At 67.4% G+C, this 22,647-nt stretch carries 13 protein-coding genes; all 13 read left to right on the top strand.

The window, feature by feature from the left end:
- Positions 1–215: 215 nt before the first annotated feature.
- A complete protein-coding gene (locus tag ACTT2I_RS08885; protein WP_293984867.1) occupies positions 216–1,415 on the top strand; it encodes an MFS transporter in 1,200 nt (399 codons plus the stop codon).
- Positions 1,412–2,590, top strand: coding sequence for an isochorismate synthase (locus ACTT2I_RS08880; RefSeq protein WP_421099902.1), 1,179 nt, complete (start codon positions 1,412–1,414; stop codon positions 2,588–2,590). The genes ACTT2I_RS08885 and ACTT2I_RS08880 overlap by 4 nt, the downstream gene beginning before the upstream one ends.
- A 16-nt stretch (positions 2,591–2,606) precedes the next feature.
- Positions 2,607–4,259: a (2,3-dihydroxybenzoyl)adenylate synthase gene (locus tag ACTT2I_RS08875; protein WP_421099903.1), complete on the top strand. Its 1,653-nt coding sequence runs from the start codon at positions 2,607–2,609 to the stop codon at positions 4,257–4,259.
- Positions 4,259–4,894, top strand: a complete 636-nt coding sequence (locus ACTT2I_RS08870; RefSeq protein ID WP_421099904.1) for an isochorismatase family protein — start codon at positions 4,259–4,261, stop codon at positions 4,892–4,894. Before ACTT2I_RS08875 ends, ACTT2I_RS08870 begins: the two co-directional genes overlap by 1 nt.
- Complete coding sequence (locus tag ACTT2I_RS08865) at positions 4,891–5,142, top strand: phosphopantetheine-binding protein (protein WP_421099905.1); 252 nt, start codon at positions 4,891–4,893, stop codon at positions 5,140–5,142. Before ACTT2I_RS08870 ends, ACTT2I_RS08865 begins: the two co-directional genes overlap by 4 nt.
- Positions 5,139–9,050 carry an amino acid adenylation domain-containing protein gene (locus ACTT2I_RS08860; protein WP_421099906.1) on the top strand — a complete coding sequence of 1,304 codons (3,912 nt, stop codon included), beginning with the start codon at positions 5,139–5,141 and terminating at the stop codon, positions 9,048–9,050. Before ACTT2I_RS08865 ends, ACTT2I_RS08860 begins: the two co-directional genes overlap by 4 nt.
- Positions 9,047–9,817 (top strand): 2,3-dihydro-2,3-dihydroxybenzoate dehydrogenase, encoded by a 771-nt coding sequence (locus ACTT2I_RS08855; protein ID WP_421099907.1) that lies wholly within the window; start codon positions 9,047–9,049, stop codon positions 9,815–9,817. The genes ACTT2I_RS08860 and ACTT2I_RS08855 overlap by 4 nt, the downstream gene beginning before the upstream one ends.
- Positions 9,818–10,057: 240 nt before the next feature.
- Complete coding sequence (locus ACTT2I_RS08850) at positions 10,058–10,690, top strand: response regulator transcription factor (protein WP_088434242.1); 633 nt, start codon at positions 10,058–10,060, stop codon at positions 10,688–10,690.
- Positions 10,691–10,875: 185 nt separating this feature from the next.
- Entirely contained in the window at positions 10,876–11,391 is a 516-nt protein-coding gene (locus ACTT2I_RS08845) for a CS1 type fimbrial major subunit (protein ID WP_421099908.1), read from the top strand.
- Positions 11,392–11,451: 60 nt separating this feature from the next.
- The gene (locus tag ACTT2I_RS08840; RefSeq protein WP_421099909.1) at positions 11,452–14,127 is read left to right on the top strand and encodes a TcfC E-set like domain-containing protein; all 2,676 of its coding nucleotides are present in this window, start codon (positions 11,452–11,454) and stop codon (positions 14,125–14,127) included.
- A gap of 170 nt (positions 14,128–14,297) precedes the next feature.
- Positions 14,298–15,302 carry a CfaE/CblD family pilus tip adhesin gene (locus tag ACTT2I_RS08835; protein ID WP_421099910.1) on the top strand — a complete coding sequence of 335 codons (1,005 nt, stop codon included), beginning with the start codon at positions 14,298–14,300 and terminating at the stop codon, positions 15,300–15,302.
- A 23-nt stretch (positions 15,303–15,325) separates the two neighbouring features.
- Positions 15,326–16,042 (top strand): pilus assembly protein, encoded by a 717-nt coding sequence (locus tag ACTT2I_RS08830; RefSeq protein ID WP_421099911.1) that lies wholly within the window; start codon positions 15,326–15,328, stop codon positions 16,040–16,042.
- A 131-nt stretch (positions 16,043–16,173) separates the two neighbouring features.
- On the top strand, positions 16,174–22,623 hold the full coding sequence (locus ACTT2I_RS08825; protein WP_443096830.1) for an ESPR-type extended signal peptide-containing protein: 6,450 nt from the start codon (positions 16,174–16,176) through the stop codon (positions 22,621–22,623).
- The last annotated feature ends 24 nt before the right edge of the window (positions 22,624–22,647 follow it).

Below are 22,647 nucleotides of genomic sequence, written 5' to 3'. Positions count from 1 at the left end.
GGGGTGCGCAGTCAACCGAAGATGTAGTGCTTTTTTGTCGCAGGCGGCGTTACCTGCGCAGATGAACATTCCGTACAGACTGCACTATCAAACGCAAATGCGAGCCGTTATCATTTGATGGATCGCAGGGCGGTGATGCGTTCGCAACCGGATGGCAGAACCGCGCGCGCCAAGGCGCACCGCGTGGTTCAACTTCTTATTGGCTGTGGTGTTCAATGTCTGCACGTCCTGTCGTATCCGGTTTGCCTGCCCTCGTTTCCGCCGCGTTGCTCGGCACCATGGCGATGATGGCGTTCGTGTCCGTGATCGGCCCGGTGGTGCGGGTGCTGGGCCTGGCCGAGTGGCACGCCGGCCTGTCGGTCACCGCCGCCGGTGTGTTGTGGATGCTCTCGGCGCGCCGCTGGGGGGCGCTCAGCGATCGGATAGGCCGCAAGCGCGTGCTGCTGATCGCACTGGCCGCCTACGCGGTGATCTACGTGGCGCTGGCGGTGTTCGTGGACGTGGCGCTGACCTCACCGCCGGCGGTGTGGATCTCCGTGCTGGTGCTGGTCGGCACTCGCGCCCTGGTCGGGTTGTTCTACGCCGCCGTGCCGCCGACCGCCGCGGCCATCATCGCCGACCAGGCCGCCCCGGGGCAGCGCGGCAGCGTGATGGCCAAACTCGGTACTGCCAATGCGCTGGGCATGGTGCTGGGCCCGGCCGCCGCGGGTTGGATCGCGTACCAGAATCTCTCGCTCACCCTGTATGTGGCCGCGTTGCTGCCACTGCTGTCGCTGCTGATGATCTGGTGGCGGTTGCCGAACACGCCGCCCGTCGCGCCGGCGCACACCGGGCCCAAGCCGACCCTTGGGCTGGGCGATGCGCGCCTGCGGCTGCCGTTGCTGGCGGTGTTCGTGGCGATGATCTCGGTCACCATCGCGCAGGTGACGGTAGGCTTCTTCGCGATTGATCGCCTGCAGCTCTCACCGGCCGACGGTGCACGCATGGCCGGGTTGGCGCTGACCGCGGTCGGGGTGGGGCTGATCTTCGCCCAGGGCCTGGTGATGAAGCTCAAGGACATCCGCCCCACGCGCTGGATCCTGGTCGGCGCGCTGATCTCCGGTCTCGGCTTTGCGTCGGTCGCGCTGGTCAGCGTGCCGTGGCAGCTGCTGGCCAGCTATGCGTTCGCGGCGTTCGGCATGGGCTTTGTGTTTCCCAACTTCCAGGCGCTGGCGGCCGATTCGGTGCAGGCGCACGAGCAGGGCGCCGCCGCGGGCACCGTCGCCTCGGTGCAGGGCATGGGCATGGTGGTGGGGCCGATGATCGGCACGCTGTTGTATCGGTGGTCCCCGAGTGCGCCGTATCTGCTGGTCGGCGTGGTGCTGCTGGTCCTGGCGCTGTCCGCCGCGATGCACCGCGCGCGGGGTGCGGCATGAACGAGATGCTGATCCGCCGTGTGGCTGATGAGAAGACCGGCACCGCCACCCCCGATGCGGCCGACGCTCCGTACTTCCTGCTGCGCAGCCCGCAGCAGGCACTGGAAGCGCAGGGCGTGCGCGCGCACTTGCCGTCCGGCGCCACCGCCACGTTGGCCGAGCGTGTGGCCGCGTTCTTCGCCGCGCCGCGCTCCGGGCCGCGCCTGCTGGTCGGCGCGGTGCCGTTCGATCCCGAGCAGGGCGATGCGCTGTACCAGCCGGATCAGATCTCCGGCCAGCCCACCGTGGTGCGTGTGGAAACACCGACGCTGGTCGGTGATGTGCTCGCCGAGCCACCCGCCGATGCGTATGCGCAGGCGGTGGCGACAGCGGTCGGGGAACTGCAGCGCACCGGCAGCCCGCTGGAAAAGGTCGTGCTGGCGCGCAGCCTGCGGGTCACCACCGCGCAGCCGCTGCACCCGCGCGTGTTGGCCGCGCGCCTGGGCAAAGACCCCAGCGTGGCCACCTACGTGGTGCCGGTGCCCGCAACGGGCGCGACTGAACCGGCCTGGCTGGTCGGAGCGACACCGGAACTGCTGGTCTCCAAGCGGGGTGACCGCGTGCTCTCGCATCCGCTCGCAGGGTCGGCCCGCCGTTCGTCCGATCCCGCCGAAGATGCACGCGCGGCGGAAACGCTGCTGGCCTCGGCCAAGGATCACGACGAGCACCGCCACGTGGTCGAGGCCATCGTGGCCGCCCTGGCGCCGCTGTGCCATCACGTGGAGGCGCAGCCGCGCCCGACGCTGCATGCCACCGCCACCATGTGGCACCTGGGCACGCGCATCCACGGCACGCTGAAGGACCCTTCGGTGTCCTCGGCGGCGTTGGTCGCACTGCTGCATCCCACCCCCGCGGTGTGCGGCACGCCGCGCCAGCAGGCGCTGGAGCTGATCCGCCAGGCCGAGCCGGTCGCGCGGGGCTTCTATGCCGGCGCCGTCGGCTGGACCGATGCCCAGGGCGAGGGGGACTGGTACGTAGCGATCCGCTGCGCCCGCGTGCAGCGCACCGAAGTGCGCCTGTATGCCGGTGCCGGCATCGTCGCCGGTTCCCAGCCCGATCTCGAGGTGGCTGAAACGGCCGCCAAGTTCATGGCCCTGCTGACCGCGCTCGGCGTCCATGACGTTCGTCCTTTCTGATGTGCGGGAGCTGCTCATGAACGCATCCTTCTCTTCCGCCCGGGTGCCGCTGCGCCAGGTCTGGCCGCCCGCCCTGGTCGCGCGCTATCGCGCCGCCGGCCATTGGCGCGGCGAGACCTTCCCGGGCTTCCTGCGCGAGCGCGCCGAGCGGTTCGCCGGCGATATCGCCGTGGTCGGCGGTGATACCCGCCTGAGCTATGCCCAGCTGTGGCAGGAAGCCGGCCGCATCGGTGCCGGTCTGCTGGCGCAGGGGCTGACCCCGGGCGACCGCGTCGTGGTCCAGCTTGGCAACGTGCCCGAATTCGTGACGGTAGTCTGCGGGTTGTTCCGTGCCGGGTTGATCCCGGTCTACGCCTTGCCCGCGCACCGCATCACCGAAGTCGCGCATTTCGCCCGCAAGGCCGAGGCCAGCGCCTATATCGCCGCCGCCAGTGGCGACGGGTTCGATTACCGCACCCTTGCGAGCGAACTGCAGGCGCAGGTGCCCGAGGTGCAGCACGTCATCATCGCCGGTGACGCGGCCGGGTTCACCGCGCTGGAGGCGCTGGCAGGCGATCTTGAGCAGCTGCCACCCGATCCGGATCCGCAGTCGGTCGCGTTCCTGCAGATCTCCGGCGGCAGCACCGGGCTGTCCAAGCTGATTCCGCGCACGCACGACGACTACCTGTACTCGTTCCGCGCCAGCAACCCGATCTGTGGCATCACCCAGGACAGCGTCTACCTGGTGGCATTGCCGGCCGCGCACAACTTCCCCATGAGCTCGCCCGGCTTCTTCGGCACGCTGTACGCCGGTGGCCGGGTGGTGCTCAGCCCGGGCGCCGGCCCGGAGACCGCGTTCGCCCTGATCGCGCGCGAGCGCGTTACCTGTGTCGGCCTGGTGCCGCCGCTGGCGCTGCTGTGGGCGCAGGCCGCCCTGACGACACCGCACGATCTTTCCAGCCTGCAGGTCGTTCAGGTCGGCGGCGCCAAGCTGGTGCCCGAAGCCGCGCGCCGCGTGATCGCCGGGCTGGGCTGCACGCTGCAGCAGGTGTTCGGCATGGCCGAAGGGCTGGTCAACTACACCCGCCTGCATGACAGTGAAGACACCATCGTCTCCACCCAGGGGCGCCCGATCAGCGAAGACGACGAAGTGCTGGTGGTCGATGACCATGGCAACCCGGTCGCCGAAGGTGCGACCGGGCATCTGCTCACTCGCGGCCCGTACACCATCCGCGGTTACCACAATGACCCGGCCGCCAATGCGCGCGCCTTCACCGAGGACGGCTTCTACCGCACCGGCGATGTCGTGCAGCGCCTGCCCGGCGGCTATCTGGTGGTGCAGGGCAGGGCCAGCGATCACATCAACCGTGCCGGCGAGAAAATCTCGGCCGAAGAGATCGAAGACCATCTGCTGGCGCATCCCAGTGTGTTCGATGCTGCCGTGGTCTCGATTCCCGATGCCTACCTGGGCGAGCGCAGCTGCGCCTTCATCGTCGCCCAGGGCGAGCCGACCAAGGCCGCCAGCCTCAAGGCCTGGGTGCGCAGCCGCGGCCTGGCCGCGTTCAAAGTGCCGGACCAGATCGTGTTCGTCGATGCCTTCGGCACCACTGCGGTCGGCAAGATCAGCCGCCGCGAGCTGCGTGCCCAGCTGCGCGAACGTTTCATGCAACAGACAGGAGAAACGCGCTGATGGCGCTGCCCACGATCCAACCGTATCCGCTGCCGACCCAGTCCGAGCTGCCCACCCCACGTGGCGCCTGGCAGCCGCGCAGCGAGCGCCTGGCGCTGCTGGTGCATGACATGCAGCGCTACTTCCTGGCCGCGTTCGCACCGGACGCGGCACCCCTGGCGCCGGCCGTGGCCAACATCGCGCGCCTGCTCACGCACTGCCGTGCGCGTGGCATCCCGGTGTTCTATACCGCCCAGCGCGGCAACCAGGACCGTCGTGATCGCGGCCTGCAGGCCGACCTGTGGGGCCCGGGCATGTCCGCCACGGACGAACACGAAGCCATCCTCGAGGCACTGGCGCCCGCGCCGGGCGACCACGTGCTGGTCAAGCACCGCTACAGCGCTTTCCAGCGCAGCAACCTGGAAACGATGATGCGCGCCCGCGGCCGCGACCAGCTGCTGGTCACCGGCGTGTACGCGCACATCGGCTGCACCGCCACCGTGGCCGAAGGCTTCCAGCGCGACATCGAGAGCTTCATCGCCGCCGATGCCGTCGCCGATTTCTCGCGCGCCGACCACGACCTGGCCCTGCATTGGATCGCCCGCACCTGCGGCGTGCCGATGACCACCGATCACCTGCTGGAGACGCTCGCATGACCGCACTCACCCTGGAGCGCATGCGCGCCGATGTCGCCGAAATGATCGGCGAAGCGCCCGAGGAGATCGGCAACGATGAAAACCTGATGGACCTCGGGCTGGATTCGATGCGGGTGCTGGGCCTGGTGCTGGCCTGGGGCAACACCGGTATCCCGCTGGAGTTCAGCCACCTGGCCGAGCACGCCACACTGGGCGGCTGGTGGACGGTGGTGCAGCGCCTGCAGGCCCAGGCCGCGGCCAGCGCATGAACGCGCGTGCGGTGCCGGGCAGGGACGCGCCCCTCGCCCGTGGGTTGAGCGAGGCCCAGGCCGGGCTCTGGTACGCCCAGCGCCTGTCGCCGGACAATCCCGCCTTCAACACCGCCCACGCGGTGTGGATCGAGGGCGCGTTGGACGTGGCGGCATTCGTGCGCGCCGCCGACCAGGCCGCACACGAATCCGACGCGCTGGCGTTGCGCATCGGCGAAGGCGCGCAGAGCCTTCCGGAACAGTGGGTGGACCCTCAGCACACGCCCACGATGCAGGTGGTGGACCTCTCCGGCCATCCGGACCCGGCTGCCGCTGCCCGTGAGGCCATGCAGCGCGACCGCCTCAGCCCGGTCGATCCCGCCCGCGACCGCCTCAGCCAACAGCGCCTGTTCCTGCTCGGCCCGGCCCGCAGCGTCTGGTACCTGCGCGTGCATCATCTGGCCACCGATGGCTATGGCATGGGCCTGCTCACCGAGCGCGTCTGCGCGCTGTACGCCGGCAATGCGCAGCACGCCGGCCTGGCGCCACTGGCGCCGGTGCTCGACGAAGACCTGCACTACCGTGACAGCGAACGCCGCACGCGTGACGCGGCGTACTGGCGCGACCTCATGGCCGACGCGCCGGCCGCCAGCGGCCTGCAGGCTGCCCTCGGCGCCGCCGCGCCGGATGCACTGCGCCACGTCGAGCCGCTCGGCGCGGCACTGCGTGCGCGCCTGCACAGCGCGGCCGCCGCCATCGGCCAACCCTGGCCGGATGTGCTCACCGCGCTCGGCGCCGAATACTGCCGCCGGATCAGTGGTGACACCGAGGCAGTGATCGGCGTGCCGTTCATGGGGCGCCTGGGCAGCGTCTCCGCCCGTGTTCCGGCGATGGTGATGAACGTGCTGCCACTGCGGGTCAGCGCCGCGGAGGGCAGCATGGATGCCTTCGTGCGCGATGTCGCCCTGCGCCTGATGCGCGGTCGCCGCCACGGGCGCTACCGCGGCGAACAGCTGCGTCGCGATCTCGGCCTGATCGGTGGGCAGCGTCGCCTGCACGGCCCGCTGGTCAACGTGCAGCCGTTCTATCGGCCACTGCAGCTGGAGGGCGTGCGCGCTACGCTGGAGATTCTGTCCACCGGCCCGGTCGACGATGTGACATTGGGCTTCCGTGGCGATGGCACCGCCGTGCTCGATCTGGAGATCGAAGCGAACCCCACGCTGTACACGCCCGCGCAGGTGCAGGCGCATGCCGCACGCCTGCTGCATTTCGTGTCGGCCGCGCTGCAGGTGCAGGCGGACGGGGGCGACATCGCCGCGGTGCCGTTGTGCACGCCAGCGGAAACCCAGCGCTATCTATACGAAGTCAACGCGACCACCCACCCGGTGCCCGAGGTCAGCCTCGCCGCCCTGATCACGGCCTGCATGGAGCGCACGCCCGATGCCGTGGCTGTCGTCTACGGCGCCCAGCAGCTGAGCTTCGCGGCGCTGGAGCAACGCAGCCGGGCGCTGGCGCTGCAGCTGCAGGCGCAGGGCGTCGGCCGCGAGGCGAGGGTGGTGGTCGCGTTGCCGCGCTCGCTGGAGCTGATCATCGCCCTGGTCGCGGTGCTGCGGGCCGGGGGCGCTTACCTGCCGGTGGATCTGGCCCACCCGGACGAGCGCCTCGCGCGGATCCTGCGCTCGGCCGAACCGGTCTGCGTCCTGGCCCTGGAGCAGGACCGCCGCCGCTTCCCGGTGACCGCCGTGCTCGCCCCCTCCCAATGGCAGCACGCCAGCGACGGGGCACTCGGCACCGCGCCGCAGCCGGACGATGCCGCCTACGTCATCTATACCTCCGGCTCCACCGGTGAGCCCAAGGGCGTGCTGATCGAGCACCGCGCCATCGTCAACCGCCTGGAGTGGATGCGCGCGCACTATGGCATCCAGCCCGACGACCGCATCCTGCAGAAGACCCCGGCCACCTTCGATGTCTCGGTCTGGGAGTTCTTCCTGCCGTTGATCACCGGTGCCACGCTGGTGGTCGCGCCGCCCGACGCGCACCGCGATCCGCTCGCGCTGGCCGCATTGATCCGTGACCACGCAATCACCACGCTGCATTTCGTGCCCTCGATGCTGGCCGCCTTCCTGGCCGCGCCGTCTGCGCACGGGCTGCAGGTGCGCCGGGTCTTCACCAGCGGCGAAGCGCTGGATGCCGCGCTGCGTGATCGCTTCCATGCCACGCTCCAGGCCGAGCTGCACAATCTGTACGGCCCGACCGAAGCCGCGGTGGATGTGAGCGCGTGGCCCGCCAGCCGCACCGACACCTCGCAGCCCGTCCCGATCGGCTTCCCGGTCTGGAACACGCAGCTGTACGTGCTCGATGCCCGCCTGCAGCCGCTGCCGCCGGGCGTCGCTGGCGACCTGTATCTGGGCGGCGTGCAGCTGGCGCGTGGCTATCTGGGCCGCGATGACCTCACCGCCGAACGCTTCCTGCCCGATCCGTTCGTGCCCGGCAACCGCCTGTATCGCACGGGCGATGTGGCGCGCTGGCGCGAGGATGGGGCCGTGGAGTATCTCGGCCGCAACGATCATCAGATCAAGCTGCGCGGCCTGCGCATCGAGCTCGGCGAGATCGACGCCGCGCTGCGCTCGGCCACCGGCATCACCCGCGCCGAGGTGCTGCTGCGCGAAGATCGCCCGGGCGAGCCACGGTTGGTGGCCTATCTCAACGCCGGCGGCCCGGCGCTGGATACGTTGCGGGCCCATCTGCTCAGCCGTCTGCCGGATTACATGGTGCCCAGCGCCTTCGTTGCACTGGAGGACTGGCCGGTTACCGCCAACGGCAAGCTGGACCGCGCCGCACTGCCGGCCCCGGCCCAGGCAAACGCCGCGGGCATAGCGCCGCGCACCGGCACGGAGCAGGGCGTGGCACAGCTGTTCGGCGAGGTGCTCGGGCTGAGCACGCCGGTCAGTGCCGACGCCGATTTCTTCGCCCTCGGCGGCGACTCGCTCAGTGCCGTGCATCTGCTGCTGGCGATCCAACAGCGCTGGCGCTGCGATCTCGGCCTCGGTACCGTGTTCGCCGCACCCACCGTGGCGGCGCTCGCCGCCCGCATCGATGCACCACCGGCCGCCACCGACCATGGCCTGGCACCGATGATCCAGCTTGCCGGCGGCAACCCGGCGCTGGCGCCGCTGTTCGTGATCCATCCGGCCGGCGGCATCGCCTGGAATTACCGTGACCTGGCCCGGGCGCTCTCCCCGGCGCGCGAGGTGCAGGGCCTGCAGTCACCGGTGCTCGATCCCGGTGAGCCCCTGCCGGCCAGCATCCAAGCATTGGCGGCCAGTTATGCGGAGCGCATCCTGGCGCTGGGCAGGCCGGGTCCGGTGCATCTGCTGGGCTGGTCGGTCGGCGGCATCCTTGCGCAGGCAATGGCGGTGCACCTGCGTGCGCTCGGCCACGAGGTCGGCGTGCTGGCCCTGCTGGATGCCTACCCCAGCGAGTGCTGGCGGGCCGAGCCCGAGCCGGACCCGATCGCCGCGCTGCGTGCCTTGCTGGCCATCGCCGGCCATGACCCAGACGCGCACCCCGAACTGGACAGCCGCGCGCGCATCCTGGCCTTCCTGCGCCGTGGCGACAGTGCGCTGGGCAACCTTCCGGATGTCGTCCTGGATGGCGTGGTGCGCGCGGTCACCGGCACCAACCGCCTGATCCGCGCCCATCACCACACCCGTTACGACGGCCCGCTGCTGCACGTGCGGGCCGGCCGCGACCACGTCGCTCGTCCGCAGCTGCAGTCCGCCCTGTGGCAGGCACACGCGGCCAGCGTCGAGGCCATCGCGCTTCCCTACCTGCACGCTGAACTCACCGGCCGCGACGCCGTGGCGCAGATCGCGCCTTGGCTCGATGCGCAGCTTCAGCGCTACGACATCCTCAGGACATCGGCATGAAACTCACCGGATTCGACGGCACCATCGCACTGGTCACCGGCGCGGGCGGTGGCATCGGCGCGGCGCTGGTCACACTGCTTCGCCAGAGTGGCAGCATCGTCATCGCCACCGACCTCAGCGCGCCCGTGCTGGAACCGCAGCCCGCCCAGCCACCGGCGTATGCGCGCGCACTGGATGTCACCGATGCTGGCGCCGTGGATGCCCTGGTGCAGTGGATCGAAGCCGAGATCGGCCCGATCGGCTTCGGCGTCAACGTCGCCGGCGTGCTGCAGGTCGGCACCGTTACCGGCATCGATGACGCGCAATGGCGCCAGGTCTTCGCGGTCAACACCGATGGCGTGTTCCATCTCTCCCGCGCACTGGCCCGGGTGATGAGTCCGCGCCGCGCCGGCGCCATCGTGACCGTCAGCTCGAACGCGGCCGGCGTGCCGCGCCACGGCATGGCCGCCTATGCCGCCTCCAAAGCCGCCGCCACCATGTTCACCCGCTGCCTGGGGCTGGAGCTGGCACCGCTGGGCATCCGCTGCAACATCGTGGCCCCGGGTTCCACACTGACGCCGATGCAGACCGGCATGTGGGCCGATGCGGAGGGCGGCCGGCGCGTGATCGATGGCAATCTCGATACCTATAAGGCGGGCATACCGCTGCGCAAGCTGGCCACGCCCGAGGACATCGCCCAGTCGGTGATGTTCCTGCTCTCCGAACAAGCCGGCCACATCGCGATGAGCGATGTCTATGTCGATGGGGGCGCCACCCTGCGCGGGTGAATCGGGCATCTGCGATAGACCGCGCAGATCTCGAATTATGCAAGTTGGTTCATAGAGCGCAGCCCCGCACTTCGCCTACCGTGCAAGTGAGCCGCGAGGAACCTGGGGGCGCCATCGTAGAAGTGAGAAGGCGCGCAGCGTAACGCTGTCGCGGCGAAACCGAATCGGACGTCATTGCTTTCGCTGCCTTGCAGCGAGAGCGACCGCGCGTCCGCCACGTTCCACTCACGAGGCCACACCATGAAGCGCATCCTGCTGGCGGACGACCATCCTGTCGTCCGCACCGGTCTCCGTTCGATTCTTTCGCAGGAGGCCGGCTGGGCCATCGTCGGCGAAGCCGCCGACGCCGAGCAGCTGGAGCAACTGCTTGCCGCGCAGGACTGCGAGCTGGTCATCACCGATCTCTCCATGCCGTGGGGCCCGCGCCCGGACGGCGTGCGCATGATCGCCGGGCTCCGCCGCGACTATCCGCATACCCGCCTGCTGGTAGTGACCTCGTTCGGCAATCTGGAAGTGCTGCGCGCCGTCGCCAAACTCGGCGTGGAAGGCATCCTTGAAAAGACCAGCGCGCTGACGGCATTGCGGGATGCCGTCGGCACCATCCTCGCCGGTGGCCGCTACTTCTCGCCCGATCTCGTGCAACGCCTCAAGCCGCCGCGGCGACGCACGGGCGGCCTCAGTGCGCGCGAAAGCGAAGTGGTGCGTCTGCTTGCGCATGGGCTGAGCGTCAAGGACATCGCCGATATCCACCGCCGCACCGTGAGCACCATCAGCCGTCAGAAAGGCGCTGCGATCAAACGCCTGGGTCTGAAAAATGATTACGAATTGATGGACTACGCAAAGTCGGTGGGTCTGTCGCCCAGCGGCAGCTGACGCACTGCGCGAAGAATTCTGCAACCGCGTTCTCCGTTTCAGACACCAACGAATTTTTATCAAGTTGTTGCATGGTGCAGTGCAGCTTGCATCTTTAGCTTAGGCGTCCTGGCCGGGCGGGGCATGTAACGCCTCCCACGCCGCCTGGCCAGTTCATCCATGGAAAACACACAAGGAAAGACGCAATGAACATGATGACCAAACTGTTTGCCGCCGCCGCACTGGCCACCGCTTCGATGTCCGCGCACGCTGTGCAGGCCGATATCACCGTCTGGGCCGACGTTGACCCGACGCTGGCACTGTTGAAGGCCGATGGCACCCCGCTGTCGGACGTGGTCGAGCTGGCCTATCGCCCGGGCACCGCCGCTACTGCCGGCCTGACCCCGTGGAGCGAGCGCGTGCGCGTGTTCTCCAACGACATCTCGAAGGCCATCACCGTCAGCCTGGGCAGCGACGCCGCCCTGTTGCCGGAATCCACCGGTGGCCCGGCTGCCAAGGTCGATCTGACGGTCAGCCTCAACGGTATCGAACTGGGCACCGCCGGCAAGGATTTCACCGCTGACACGCTGTACCCGGGTTCGGACATGCCGGGCGCTTCCAAGGCGATGGATCTGCGCATCGAGCAGAAGACCCCGGGCATCATCGCCACCGGCGGCAAGTACAAGGGCATCGTCAGCGTCATCATGGTGCTGAAGTCGTAATCCAGGCCTGAGCGGTGCAGTCGCCGCCCTGGGCGGCGGCTGCGCTGTGGGCACACTGCCATGCAGACACTCTCACTCTCTCATTCCCGCCTTGCGATCGCGCTGTCGCTGGCGCTGGCCTGTGCCCCCGTGTGCGCACGGCCGGTCCCGGCCGGCTTTGAAGATCTTGCGGCCGGGCAGACCGAACGCCTGGACGTGCGCCTGATGGGGCGTTCGGCCGGCGTGTGGCCGGTATTCGTGACGCCGGAGGGCGTGCGCCTGCTGGACCCGGAACCGGTGCTGGCGGCGCTGGAGCTCAGCGAGGAAGCCAAGGCCGTGCTTGGGCCTGCGCTGAGTGAAACGCTGCCGCGCAATGGCCACCTGGCCTGCCAGAACACGGCGCCGGAAGCGGGCTGTGGCTATCTCGCACCGCCGGAAGATCCGGCCACCGTCGGCGTGATCCACGACGAAAGCGAAGGCGTGCTCAATCTCTTCCCGGCGCGGCAGTGGCTGCCGGCGGCAGGGCCGGAGCGCGAGCGCTACCACCGCCCCAACGAGCGCGCACAGAATGCCTTCATCCACCAGCAGATGCTCAACGTCAGTGGTGGCAGCGGCTACATGAGCCTGTCGGCGCTGGGCAACGGCACGGTGGGCGTGCTGCGCAACGCGTACGTCGGTGTGGACTGGAACTACAACCGCCAGCAGAACCGTGGCTATGGCAGCCGCGATGATTTCTCGTTCAACGATTTCTACCTGCGCCAGGACATCGCGCGCAGCCATTATCTGCAGGTCGGCCGGCTTGATCGCCGCAACCTGTCCAGCTCGCAGGGCGGCAACTTCGCCTTCGGCATGCTCCCGCTCGATCGTTTCGAAGGCGCGCGCTTCGGCACCACCCAGGCGTATCTGGACCAGGCCGTGGTCGGGCAGGGCAGCCCGCTGACGGTGCTGCTCAGCCGCAATGCCCGGGTGGATGCCTATGACGGCGAGCGCCTGCTGCAGACGTTCTATCTTGAAAGCGGCATCAACGATCTCGATACCACGCGTTTCCCTGCCGGCAGCTATATCGTCAGCCTGCGCATCTTTGAAGATGGCACCCTGGTGCGTACCGAAGATGCGCCCTTCAACAAATCCGGCGCCACCTGGGATGACACCAGCGTGCAGTGGTTCGTGCAGGGTGGCCGCCTGATCACGCGCGATGTGCGCCATCACCGGGGCGCCGTCCAGGCCGGCCTGCGCATGCCGCTGCGGCCCAACCTGGCCATGACGGTCGGCTCGGCCATCGTCGATAACGTCACCTATGGCGAACTCCGCCTGGAAGGCCGCAAGGCCTTCGGCACCCATGAATTCACCGGCAGCAGCGCCGTGCTGCGCGGCGATGACGGCAGCCGCGGTCTGCAGCAGCAGGCCAGCTACCGCCACCGCGTGTCCGGCACGGTCTACCACCAGCGCATGCGCGGTGGCGCCTGCACCGGCAACTACCTCAACCCCGAATCGCTGGGCTGCAGCGATGCGTTGAGCGCCTCGCTGTCCGCGCCGCTGGCCGGCGGCAACCTCTATTTCGGCTACACCCGGCGTACCACCTATACCCTGGGCCGCGAGCGCAACGATGTGCCGTGGTTCGACGGCGGTCTGCCGCCCGTCGCGCCCTGGCAACCCGGCGATCGCCAGGGCCAGCTCAGCCGCACCCTGCAGGCCAGCTACAGCCGCACCTTCCAATGGCGCGAGATGAGCATCGCCACGCGCACCGGTGCATTCACCCAGCACACCGGCGCCACCGAGGGGCCCCGCCGTGATACCGGCGTGTACCTGAATCTTGCCGTGTCGCGCGTGGTGCGTACGCCCATGACCACCCGCCAGGACCGTATCGGCGTGGACCTGCAGCATGGCCGCGACGAGCAGCCGGAGATCGGCTACCGCATCGGCCGCACCCGCCGCTGGGAGTGGGGCACCGGCTACCGGGAGCTGGGCGGCGAGGTCAGCGGTTACAGCAATGATCAGAAGAGCGCCAGCGGCAGCCTGCGCCAGCAGGACGACTACGGCGCTACCGCCGCGGCGGTGTCGCATTACCGCAGCCGCCAGCATTCGGATACGGCCTACACCGCCACCCACACTTCCTCGTTTGCGTGGGGGCGCTCGGGCCTGTTCTGGGGCAGCGAATACGGCAGCGGTGCCGGAGTCGCGGTGCAGGTGCAGAGCCCGGAAGACCTGGAACTGCACGGCCAGGCCGCCGAAGTGCGCGTGGCCGGCGCCCGCCGCCAGCTGCTGCGCTTCGGCCAGCGCCGCCTGCTGCCGCTGAGCACCTACACCCTGACCCGTGCAGAAGTACAGGACGTCAGCTCGCACGATGTCGCCGCCGCCGTCCGCGTGGATGGCCAGGGCAGCGGCCAGAACCTGTTCCTGCCCCCTGGAAAGATCTGGATGATGCCGATCGAACTTGACCTCACCTACACCTTCATCGGCAGCGCCCACGACGACGAGGGCATCGCCCTGCAGGGTGCCCGGATTCTCAACGCGCCGCTGCCCACGCTTGGCAACGATGGCGGCTTCATCGCCGATTTCCCGCAGCGCGAACGAACGCTGTATCTGTTGAAGGAAAGCCGCCTGATGGAATGCCCGCTGCAGGTGCGCGAGCAACGCAGCGTGGTGTTCCTGGTGGGCGCGGTGCGCTGCCAGCCCCTGGCGGTGGATCGCCTGCCGGCGAAGATCCAGCAGCAGGCACGCGTGCAGCGGTTGCTGCGCGAGCAGAAGCTGGGCTAGCAGATGCCGTCGGTGGCTGGACGGGGGGCGCAGCTGTGAGAGGCACGTTGTTTGTTCTCTTCCTAGGGCTCCTACTCGGGAAGTCCTTCGACGCATTCGCGCAACGGCCACCAGAGGTACACCCAACTGGGAGGAGCGAGACTATAAAGCTGACCTATGACCGGTCGACTATGCCGGGGGATCAAGTCTTACTGTCTCCCAGAACTGTTCTAGGACATAGCACTGATCTCGCACTCAATTATGGCGCGCTGCATTTGCTATGCCAGTCAGACAGCGACTCTTCAACTGGCCGGTGTCCCGTCCGTGGCAGTGCGAACTCATCCGGCGCACGGAGCACCGTGTACGTTCGATTTAAAGAACGCAGAAGTGGTCTTACAGCAGATCTTGCGGTTCAAGGCTGGCTTGAGAGAGTGGATGCCGTAGCAACCTGCTCACCAGGCTACTGGCAAGGGGTTGAGCGAGAGCTTTGGTCCTCGGCTGGCGGCGGGCTTTGCGCGGGGCGTAAGCCAGCAGGGACAGGCGCTGCGCTTGCGTTACCCTCCGAGCAGCTGCGCAACTTGGTAGCGGGACGTTGGGACGCTGTTCTTGTCTTGGCGCTTCATAAGGATGAATCGAGCGGTGAGCTCGCTCGGTACACCTTTGTATTTGACCTCACTGTCACCGATCACGACCGCGTCAGCATCTACTTCCCCGAATACGACCAGGCCACGCCCCACGTCGGTTTGAACGTCAAGTACAACCCGTTCCCGACGCCCACCATCGCGGGCAGGCGCGAGCTGGAGATGTGCCTCTATGACGGCCTGGGCTCGCAGAGCAACTATCTGGAGGTAACGATCAGCGATTCTGGCCGGGTGGCACCTGGCCGACCGCTTGACCGGTTCTCTGTCTGGCATGAGGGCGGCGGCGGTGCAGAGCGGGACCGCTTGGACTACAAGATCCAACTGCAGCACGCCGGCGTACCGATTTCGATGGAGAACGGCCGCCTGCAGCCGTTGAGCGGCATCGATACCGCTGACCTGCGCCTGGTGGTGCTGCCGGGCATGTCCCAGCCCGTGTACTGCGTGCCCACGCCCTTGACGCTGGAGATGCCGCGTGTGGATGCCTCCACCAAGGCCAACGGCTACTACTCGGGCAACCTGAGAATCCTGATGAACGTTCCTACCACCACGCCGTGATGACTTCCAACCGAGACACTGCAATGAACAGCGTCACCGCCCGGCTGAGGGCGCTTCTTCTCCTGCTGGCCGCTGCCGTCGCCGCGCCCGCGCAGGCCAATCTCACCGTGCACCCGATGCGGCTGCCGGTCCACGACGGCCGCGCGGGCCAGATCCGGGTGTACTCGCAGACCAGCAAAGTGCAGTACGTGCAGACCCGGGTGCTGCGTCTGGACCAGCCCGGCACGCCGGAGGAAAAAGAGGTTGAAGTGCGTCCTGGCAACCAGGATGGCGTGGTGGTCACGCCCGGGAAGTTCGTGCTGGCCAGCGGCGGCAACCGCCTGGTGCGCGTGATCTCGCTGGAATCGGTCCGCCAGGAAACGCCCTACCGCGTCTACTTTGAGGGGGTCCCGCCGCCGCAGGAGGAGACCGGCGACGAGGCGACTGAAACGCCGACGGCCAACGTGGGCGTGAGCCTGATCTGGGGCGCGCTGGTGCATGTGATCCCCGCGCAGCCCGTGCCGGACATGCGGCTGGACGGGGCAGACCTGCACAACATCGGCAATGTCCGCCTGGGCGTGACCAGCATCAAGGCCTGCACCGCACCGAAGCAGTGCACCGAGCACGCCCTGGAGCGCAGCCTGTATCCGGGCGCGCGGATGGCCCTGCCGTTTGATCCCGCGGGCGTCACGCAGGTGATCGTTTCGTACCGCCTCAGCTATCAGGGCTACAAAAACTACACCCGATCCTTGACCCCATGACTCCCTGACCGCACGTCGCCGGCGCACCGCGCGCGACGTCGCCCCATCCCCCGCACCTGCAGCTACGGCAACCGCCGTGGGCGGCAGCGCTTTGCCTGATGTTTCCTTTTCCTCTCCATGGAGCTCCTGCCGTGAATCGAATTTACCGACTTATCTGGAATACCGCCCTGGGCTGCTGGACGGTTGCCAGCGAACACACCAAAGGCCGTGGCAAGCGCGCCAGCGCGGTGCGCCTGGCCGGCGCTGTCGCAGTCGCCGTGCTGGCGGCTCCCGCATACGCGTCAGATGCAGACGCCGATGCCGAGGCGGCCTGGGCGCTGGCGCGCAGCATGCCGCTGGGTTCGGCGATCGCCTTCGCAATGGACGCCGCCGACACCCGCGCCCAATACAGGCAGGTTGCACTGGTCACCGATACCGCGTATCGGGATTCGACCCTCAACGGCAACAACCTCGTCGTGCTCGGCTCACGCTCCAACCTCACCGGCAGCAACTCGGTGGGGTACGGCAATGGGATCAGCATTGCCGGCAGCTACGGGGTTGCAATGGGCAACAATGCCTACGTTAGTGCGGATTACGCCACCGCCGTAGGTTCGGGAGCTCGTGCCTACTCCAACTTCAGCACCGCGCTGGGTGCTTATGCCCGCGCTGAAGCCATGTCGGCGGTCGCGATTGGCTACGATGCCTACGCAGCCGGCCAATCCAGCATAGCGCTGGGCACTACCGCCAACGCCACTGGTTTTGATTCAGTGGCCATTGGCTGGGGTACCAATGCAGCGTCCAGGGGCGGCATCGCTATCGGCATCAGTGCGGGCATGGAGAGCAGCGCCACCAATGCCATCTCGCTGGGCAATGCGTCACAGGCAAATGGCTCGCACGCCAGCGCCATTGGTTACGCCGCCAGTGCCTCCGGCGGTAATGCCGTCGCGGTGGGTACGTTGGCGGCGGCTGCCGAAGACTCGGTCGGCATCGGTAATCGTGCCGAGGCCAGTGGAAAACGGGCCACGGCCATCGGAGCGCGCAGCGTCGCCAGCGGTCGGCTAAACGCAATCGCGATTGGCACGGATTCCATCGCCAGCGGAGATTCCTCGGCCCTCGCGATGGGTGTTGACTCCAAGGCGACCAGTAGCTACACGGTGGCGATCGGACATCGTGCCGAGGCTGCCGCCTTGGGATCGACAGCTATCGGTTACGATGCGACTGCCCACGCCGGTGGCAGCATTGCACTTGGCATGCAAGCTAAAGCGGCTACTAGCGGTGCAATCGCAATAGGTTATGCCACCGAAGCTGTCGCAGGGAGTGGTGTTGCGCTCGGTAACAGCGCAAAATCGCGCGGGTCCAAGTCGATTGCAATAGGTGAACTTGCTACGGTCGACGCGGCAGCGGCGGGGGCAATCGCGCTGGGAGCCGGCGCTGTGGCATCTGCCAGCAACACCGTCTCCGTGGGTAACACCACACTGAAGCGCAAGATCGTCAACGTGGGCGACGGTCTGGTAGCCGACGGCAGCAGCGAGGCGGTGACCGGCAACCAGCTCAATGCCACCAATGCCAATGTCACCCGCGCGGCCGAGGCCGCCGGCGCGGCCGACACCAAGGCCGCTGCCGCGCTGCTGCGGCTTGCCGGCGACAATGCGTTCATCGGCAAGGATGCCGTGGCCGGAAACAAGGCCACCGCGGTGGGTGCCGGGGCGCAGGCCCGCGGCTCGCACAGCAATGCGATCGGCTTCGAGGCCACCAGCGCTGGCAACAACGCGGTTGCGGTGGGCGTGATGGCCAATGCGACAGCCGCCAATGCCATTGCCATCGGTAACGGCGCCAACGTGGATGTGTTGTCAGCTGCCGGCACTACGCTGGGGGCATGGTCCAAGGTGGAGGCCGGGGCCAGCAACAGCGTCGCCATTGGCTCGAACTCGGTCGCCAGCGCCGAGAACACCGTGTCGGTCGGCAACACAACACGCAAGCGCAAGATCGTCAACGTGGCCGATGGCGAGGTGGGCAAGGACAGCAAGGAGGCGGTCACGGGCGGCCAGCTGTACGCCACCGATCAGAAGGTCGCTGCGGTGGATGGTCTGATCCGCCAGACGTCGGAAAGCGCCAACGTGCGCATCGGCGCTGAGAACACCGGCACCGTCATCGATGTCCGCAACAAGGGCGGTGCAGGCCGCAAGCTGAGCGGCGTTGCCGATGGCGCACTGGCCGATAACAGCTCCGAGGCGGTGAACGGCAAGCAGCTGCTGGCCACCGACCGGAAGGCGAGCACGGCCACCACCTCTGCCAACCTGGCCCTCGCCAAGCTGACCAGTGTGCAGACCGCACTGGGCAAGGACAGTGCCGCCACCGGCGCTGCAGCGCTCGCATTGGGCAATGAGGCCAATGCTTCCAAGGCCTACGCCACCGCGTTGGGCTACCAGGCCAAGGCCAGCGAAAGCTACTCCAACGCGGTCGGCTACCAGGCCGATGCCAGTGGCTCCAGTTCTGTCGCCATTGGCTCTGTCTCGAGTGCCGCTGCTCAGCATTCGCTGGCTTTTGGTGATCGTGCGGCGGTTGCCGCGACCTCGGACGCGGGCATGGCACTTGGGCGTGGGGCGAAAGTGCTGGCCAACGCTGGCAAGGCGGTCGCCTTGGGCACCGAATCTGTCGCCACGGCGGCCAACACCGTCTCCGTGGGTAACACCACGCTGAAGCGCAAGATCGTCAACGTGGGCGACGGTCTGGTAGCCGACGGCAGCAGCGAGGCGGTGACCGGCAACCAGCTCAATGCCACCAATGCCAATGTCACCCGCGCGGCCGAGGCCGCCGGCGCGGCCGACACCAAGGCCGCTGCCGCGCTGCTGCGGCTTGCCGGCGACAATGCGTTCATCGGCAAGGATTCCGTGGCCGGAAACAAGGCCACCGCGATGGGTGCTGGGGCGAAGGCCCGCGGCTCGCAGAGCAATGCGATCGGTTTCGAGGCCACCAGCGCCGGCAACAACGCGATTGCCGTGGGTGTGTTGGCCAATGCGACAGCCGCCAATGCTGTTGCCATTGGTAACCGCGCCGAGGTGGATGTGGTGTCAGCCGCTGCTACTGCGCTGGGGGCATGGTCCAAGGTGGAGGCCGGGGCCACCAACAGCGTCGCCATTGGCTCGAACTCGGTCGCCAACGCCGAGAACACCGTGTCGGTCGGCAACGCAACACGCAAGCGCAAGATTGTGAACGTCGCCGATGGGGTCCTGAGCGCCAGCAGTACGGAGGTGGTCACCGGCAAGCAGTTGTTCAACACGGAGGCCAGTGTCAAGACTGCTGACGACAAGGCCGTGGCCGCACAGGAGACGGCGGACAAGGCCAAGGGGGATGCCGCAGCGGCCCTTCAGCGGATCGCCAGCAGCAAGGCCATCATCGGCACCAGTGCGACCGCAGCGGGCGTCAACGCCAACGCGATGGGCTACGAAGCACAGGCGGGTGGCTCGCACAGCAACGCCGTTGGCTTCCGGGCCAAGGCGGCCGGTGCCAATGCCGTCGGCCTCGGCACCATGGTCGATGCCGCGGCAGACGACGCCATCGCCATGGGTAACCGGACCGTCGTGGATGCCGGTGCCAAGGGCGGCATCGCGCTGGGTGCCGGGGCCAAGGTGGAGGCGGGTGCCAGCAACGGCGTCGCCTTGGGCCAGGGTTCGGTCGCCGCGTCGGGCAATGCGGTATCGGTAGGCAACGCCACCACCAAGCGCAAAATCGTCAATGTGGCCGACGGTCTCGTGGCGAACAACAGCAATGAAGCCGTCACCGGCAGCCAGCTGAAGACCACCAACGATCTGGTTGCCGCCCAGGCGGCCGCCGTGTCGGCCAATGCCGAGAAGATCGATGGCAACCGCAGCAGCATCGAAGGCAACCTGGCCGGGATCGGAACCAATCGCACGGGCATCGAGACCAATCGCACCGGCATTGATACCAACCGGACCGGCATCGCCACCAATCGCACCAGCATTGATACCAACCGCGCCAACATCGGCGTGAACCGCGACGACATCGCCGCGCTGCGCAGTGACTTTGAGAGCTTTGTGCCGGACCTGGAAGGCGCGGTGACGTTCAATGAAGATCGCACGATCGTGGATCTGGACAACGCGCGGATCAGCGGGCTGTCGGCTGGGGATATCAGCCATGCCGGAAGCAAGGATGCGGTGAATGGGGGGCAGTTGTTTGCGACGAACAGCAGAATCACGCAGGTCGAGACCAATCAGCGCTATGTAGCAATCGGTACTGGCGCGGATAATGAGGATGCTCAATCCGGGATATATGGCGTCGCAGTGGGCAGCAACTCGATTGCGCTGGGCGAGAGGTCACTTGCTTTGGGAAGCTTCTCGGAGGCAAATGGCTTCCGCTCCGTGGCCCTCGGGGCAGGATCATATGTTTCAGCTGAGGGTTTGGATGGTTTCGCGCTTGGTGCATATTCCCTTGTGGATGTTTCGGGAGGTTTGGCTATCGGCGTAGATAGCCAGGTTCTTTCTGGCGCTAGGAACTCCATTGCACTCGGCTATGGATCGGTTGCGGAAAACGAAAACACGGTATCCGTTGGCAACAGCAGCGTTAAGCGAAGGATCGTGAACGTTGGTAGCGGCATTGCCGACGACGACGCAAGTACGGTCGTCCAGCTGAAGGGCGCGCTTGACGGTCTCGGTGGTAATGCCACGATGGACCCAACTGGCAAGGTGACAGCGCCGGAGTACATCCTGAGCGGCGGGACCTACAACAACGTAGGCTCCGCGCTTCTGGCGCTCGATTCCGCAATCACCACTACGACCTCCGACATCGACGCGCTGGGCAACCATGTCAACCGGCTGTTCCAGGAGGAAGCCAGCACGCGCACAGATGGCGCAGGCCGTCTGGCGCTGGGTGGTGCACATGGCATGGTGCTGGGTAACGTGGCCGATGGCCGTATCGGTGCAGGTAGCCGTGACGCCGTCAACGGCGGGCAGCTGCACGCCACGAACCAGAAGGTGGGCGAGAACCGAAGTGAGATCTCCGATCTGCGCGCAGCGCTGGATGGGATGCAGCCGCGCACCGCACGTAGCCTGATGGTGGCGGACCCGCCGGTGGTCGACTTCGGCGGCTCGCGCCTTGCCGGTGTGGGGGCGGGCGATATCTCGTCGGCCGACAGCAAGGATGCTGTGAACGGTGGGCAGTTGTTTGCGACCAATGCGCGGGTAGGGGAGCTTGAGGAGCAGCGGATGTTCGTGAAGGTCGGGTACGACGGTGAGAGCGTTGAAGCACGGGCCGGGCTGTTTGGAATCGCGCTGGGCGACTCTGCGGAGGCTTCCGTTGACACGGAAGGCGCGGTTGCACTCGGCAGCTTTGCAGTGGCGCGCGGTAAGAACTCGGTTGCGTTGGGGCGTGCGGCATACGTCCACGCTGGCGCAGAAGAGGGCTTCGCGCTTGGTGCAAGCTCCCACGTTGAAGTGACGGGGGGCGTAGCGTTAGGCGCGTCTTCGGTGGTCAAGCAGAGTGCACGTGACGCGGTGGCACTTGGCTATGGATCCATAGCAACCGAGGGAAACACGATTTCCGTTGGCAGCGATACCCGGCAGCGCCGCGTCGTAAACGTGGCCCGAGGTACGAAAGATAGCGACGCCACCACGGTCGGACAGCTCAAGGGCGCGCTGGAACGCTTGGGCGGCGGCGCCACCGTCGATGCAAGCGGTAGGATTACGGCACCTGAGTATGTCCTGAGCGGAACTACCTACGACAACCTGGGTACCGCGTTGCTGGCACTAGACTCCGCCGTTGTCAGCACGCAGTCCGATGTGGATACCTTGGGCAGCCAGCTCAACCGCATGTTTCAGGAGGAGGCCGGCGCCAGGTCCGACGGCCCCGGCCGCCTGAACCTGGGCGGCGCCCACGGCATGGTGCTGGGCAATGTGGCCAACGGCCTGATCGCCTCCGGCAGCCGCGATGCGGTCAACGGCGGGCAGCTGTATGAGGTGCAGAAGAACCTGCAGGGGCAGATCGACACCCTGGAAGGCCGTGGCACCGAGCCGGTCGCGATGATGAGCCGGATGGGCGCACCGGTGGCGATGTCCGCCGATGCACCGGTGACCACCAGCGAGACTGCGCCGGCACCGTCCCCGGCACCGGTGGACACCCCGGTCGCCAAGGTCGATACGCCCGAGCCGGTGGTCAAGGCCGAGGGTGACACTGCCGTGGCCGTGGGCAGCGAGGGCAAGGAGCGCAGCATCCGCCACGTGGCCAAGGGCACCGCCGATACCGATGCGGTCAATGTCCGCCAGCTCAATGAGGTGCTCGACCGTGCCAACGAGTACACCGATCTGGCTGTGGAAGGCTTGAACAAGCGCCTGGATGGCATGGACAAGCGTTTCAACCGGATGGCGGCGATGAGCAGTGCGCAGAGTGCGATGGCGATGAACACCGCCGGCCTGAATACCTACAACCGCCTCGGCGCGGGTGTGGGCCATTCCGATGGCGAATCGGCCCTGGCGGTGGGCTACCAGCGGGTGATGAACGAGCGTGGCTCGGCCACCTTCAGCCTCAATGGCGCCTTCACCAACAGCGGTGAGAAGACCGTCGGCGTGGGCGTGGGTATCGGCTGGTAAGCGACGCCTCGCATTGCTGCGGCC

It is taken from the genome of Stenotrophomonas sp. PUT21 (genome assembly GCF_052232875.1).
Classification (GTDB): domain Bacteria; phylum Pseudomonadota; class Gammaproteobacteria; order Xanthomonadales; family Xanthomonadaceae; genus Stenotrophomonas; species Stenotrophomonas maltophilia_N.
Note: the sequence above shows the minus strand (reverse complement) of the source record. Positions and strands in the feature narration are given on the sequence as shown.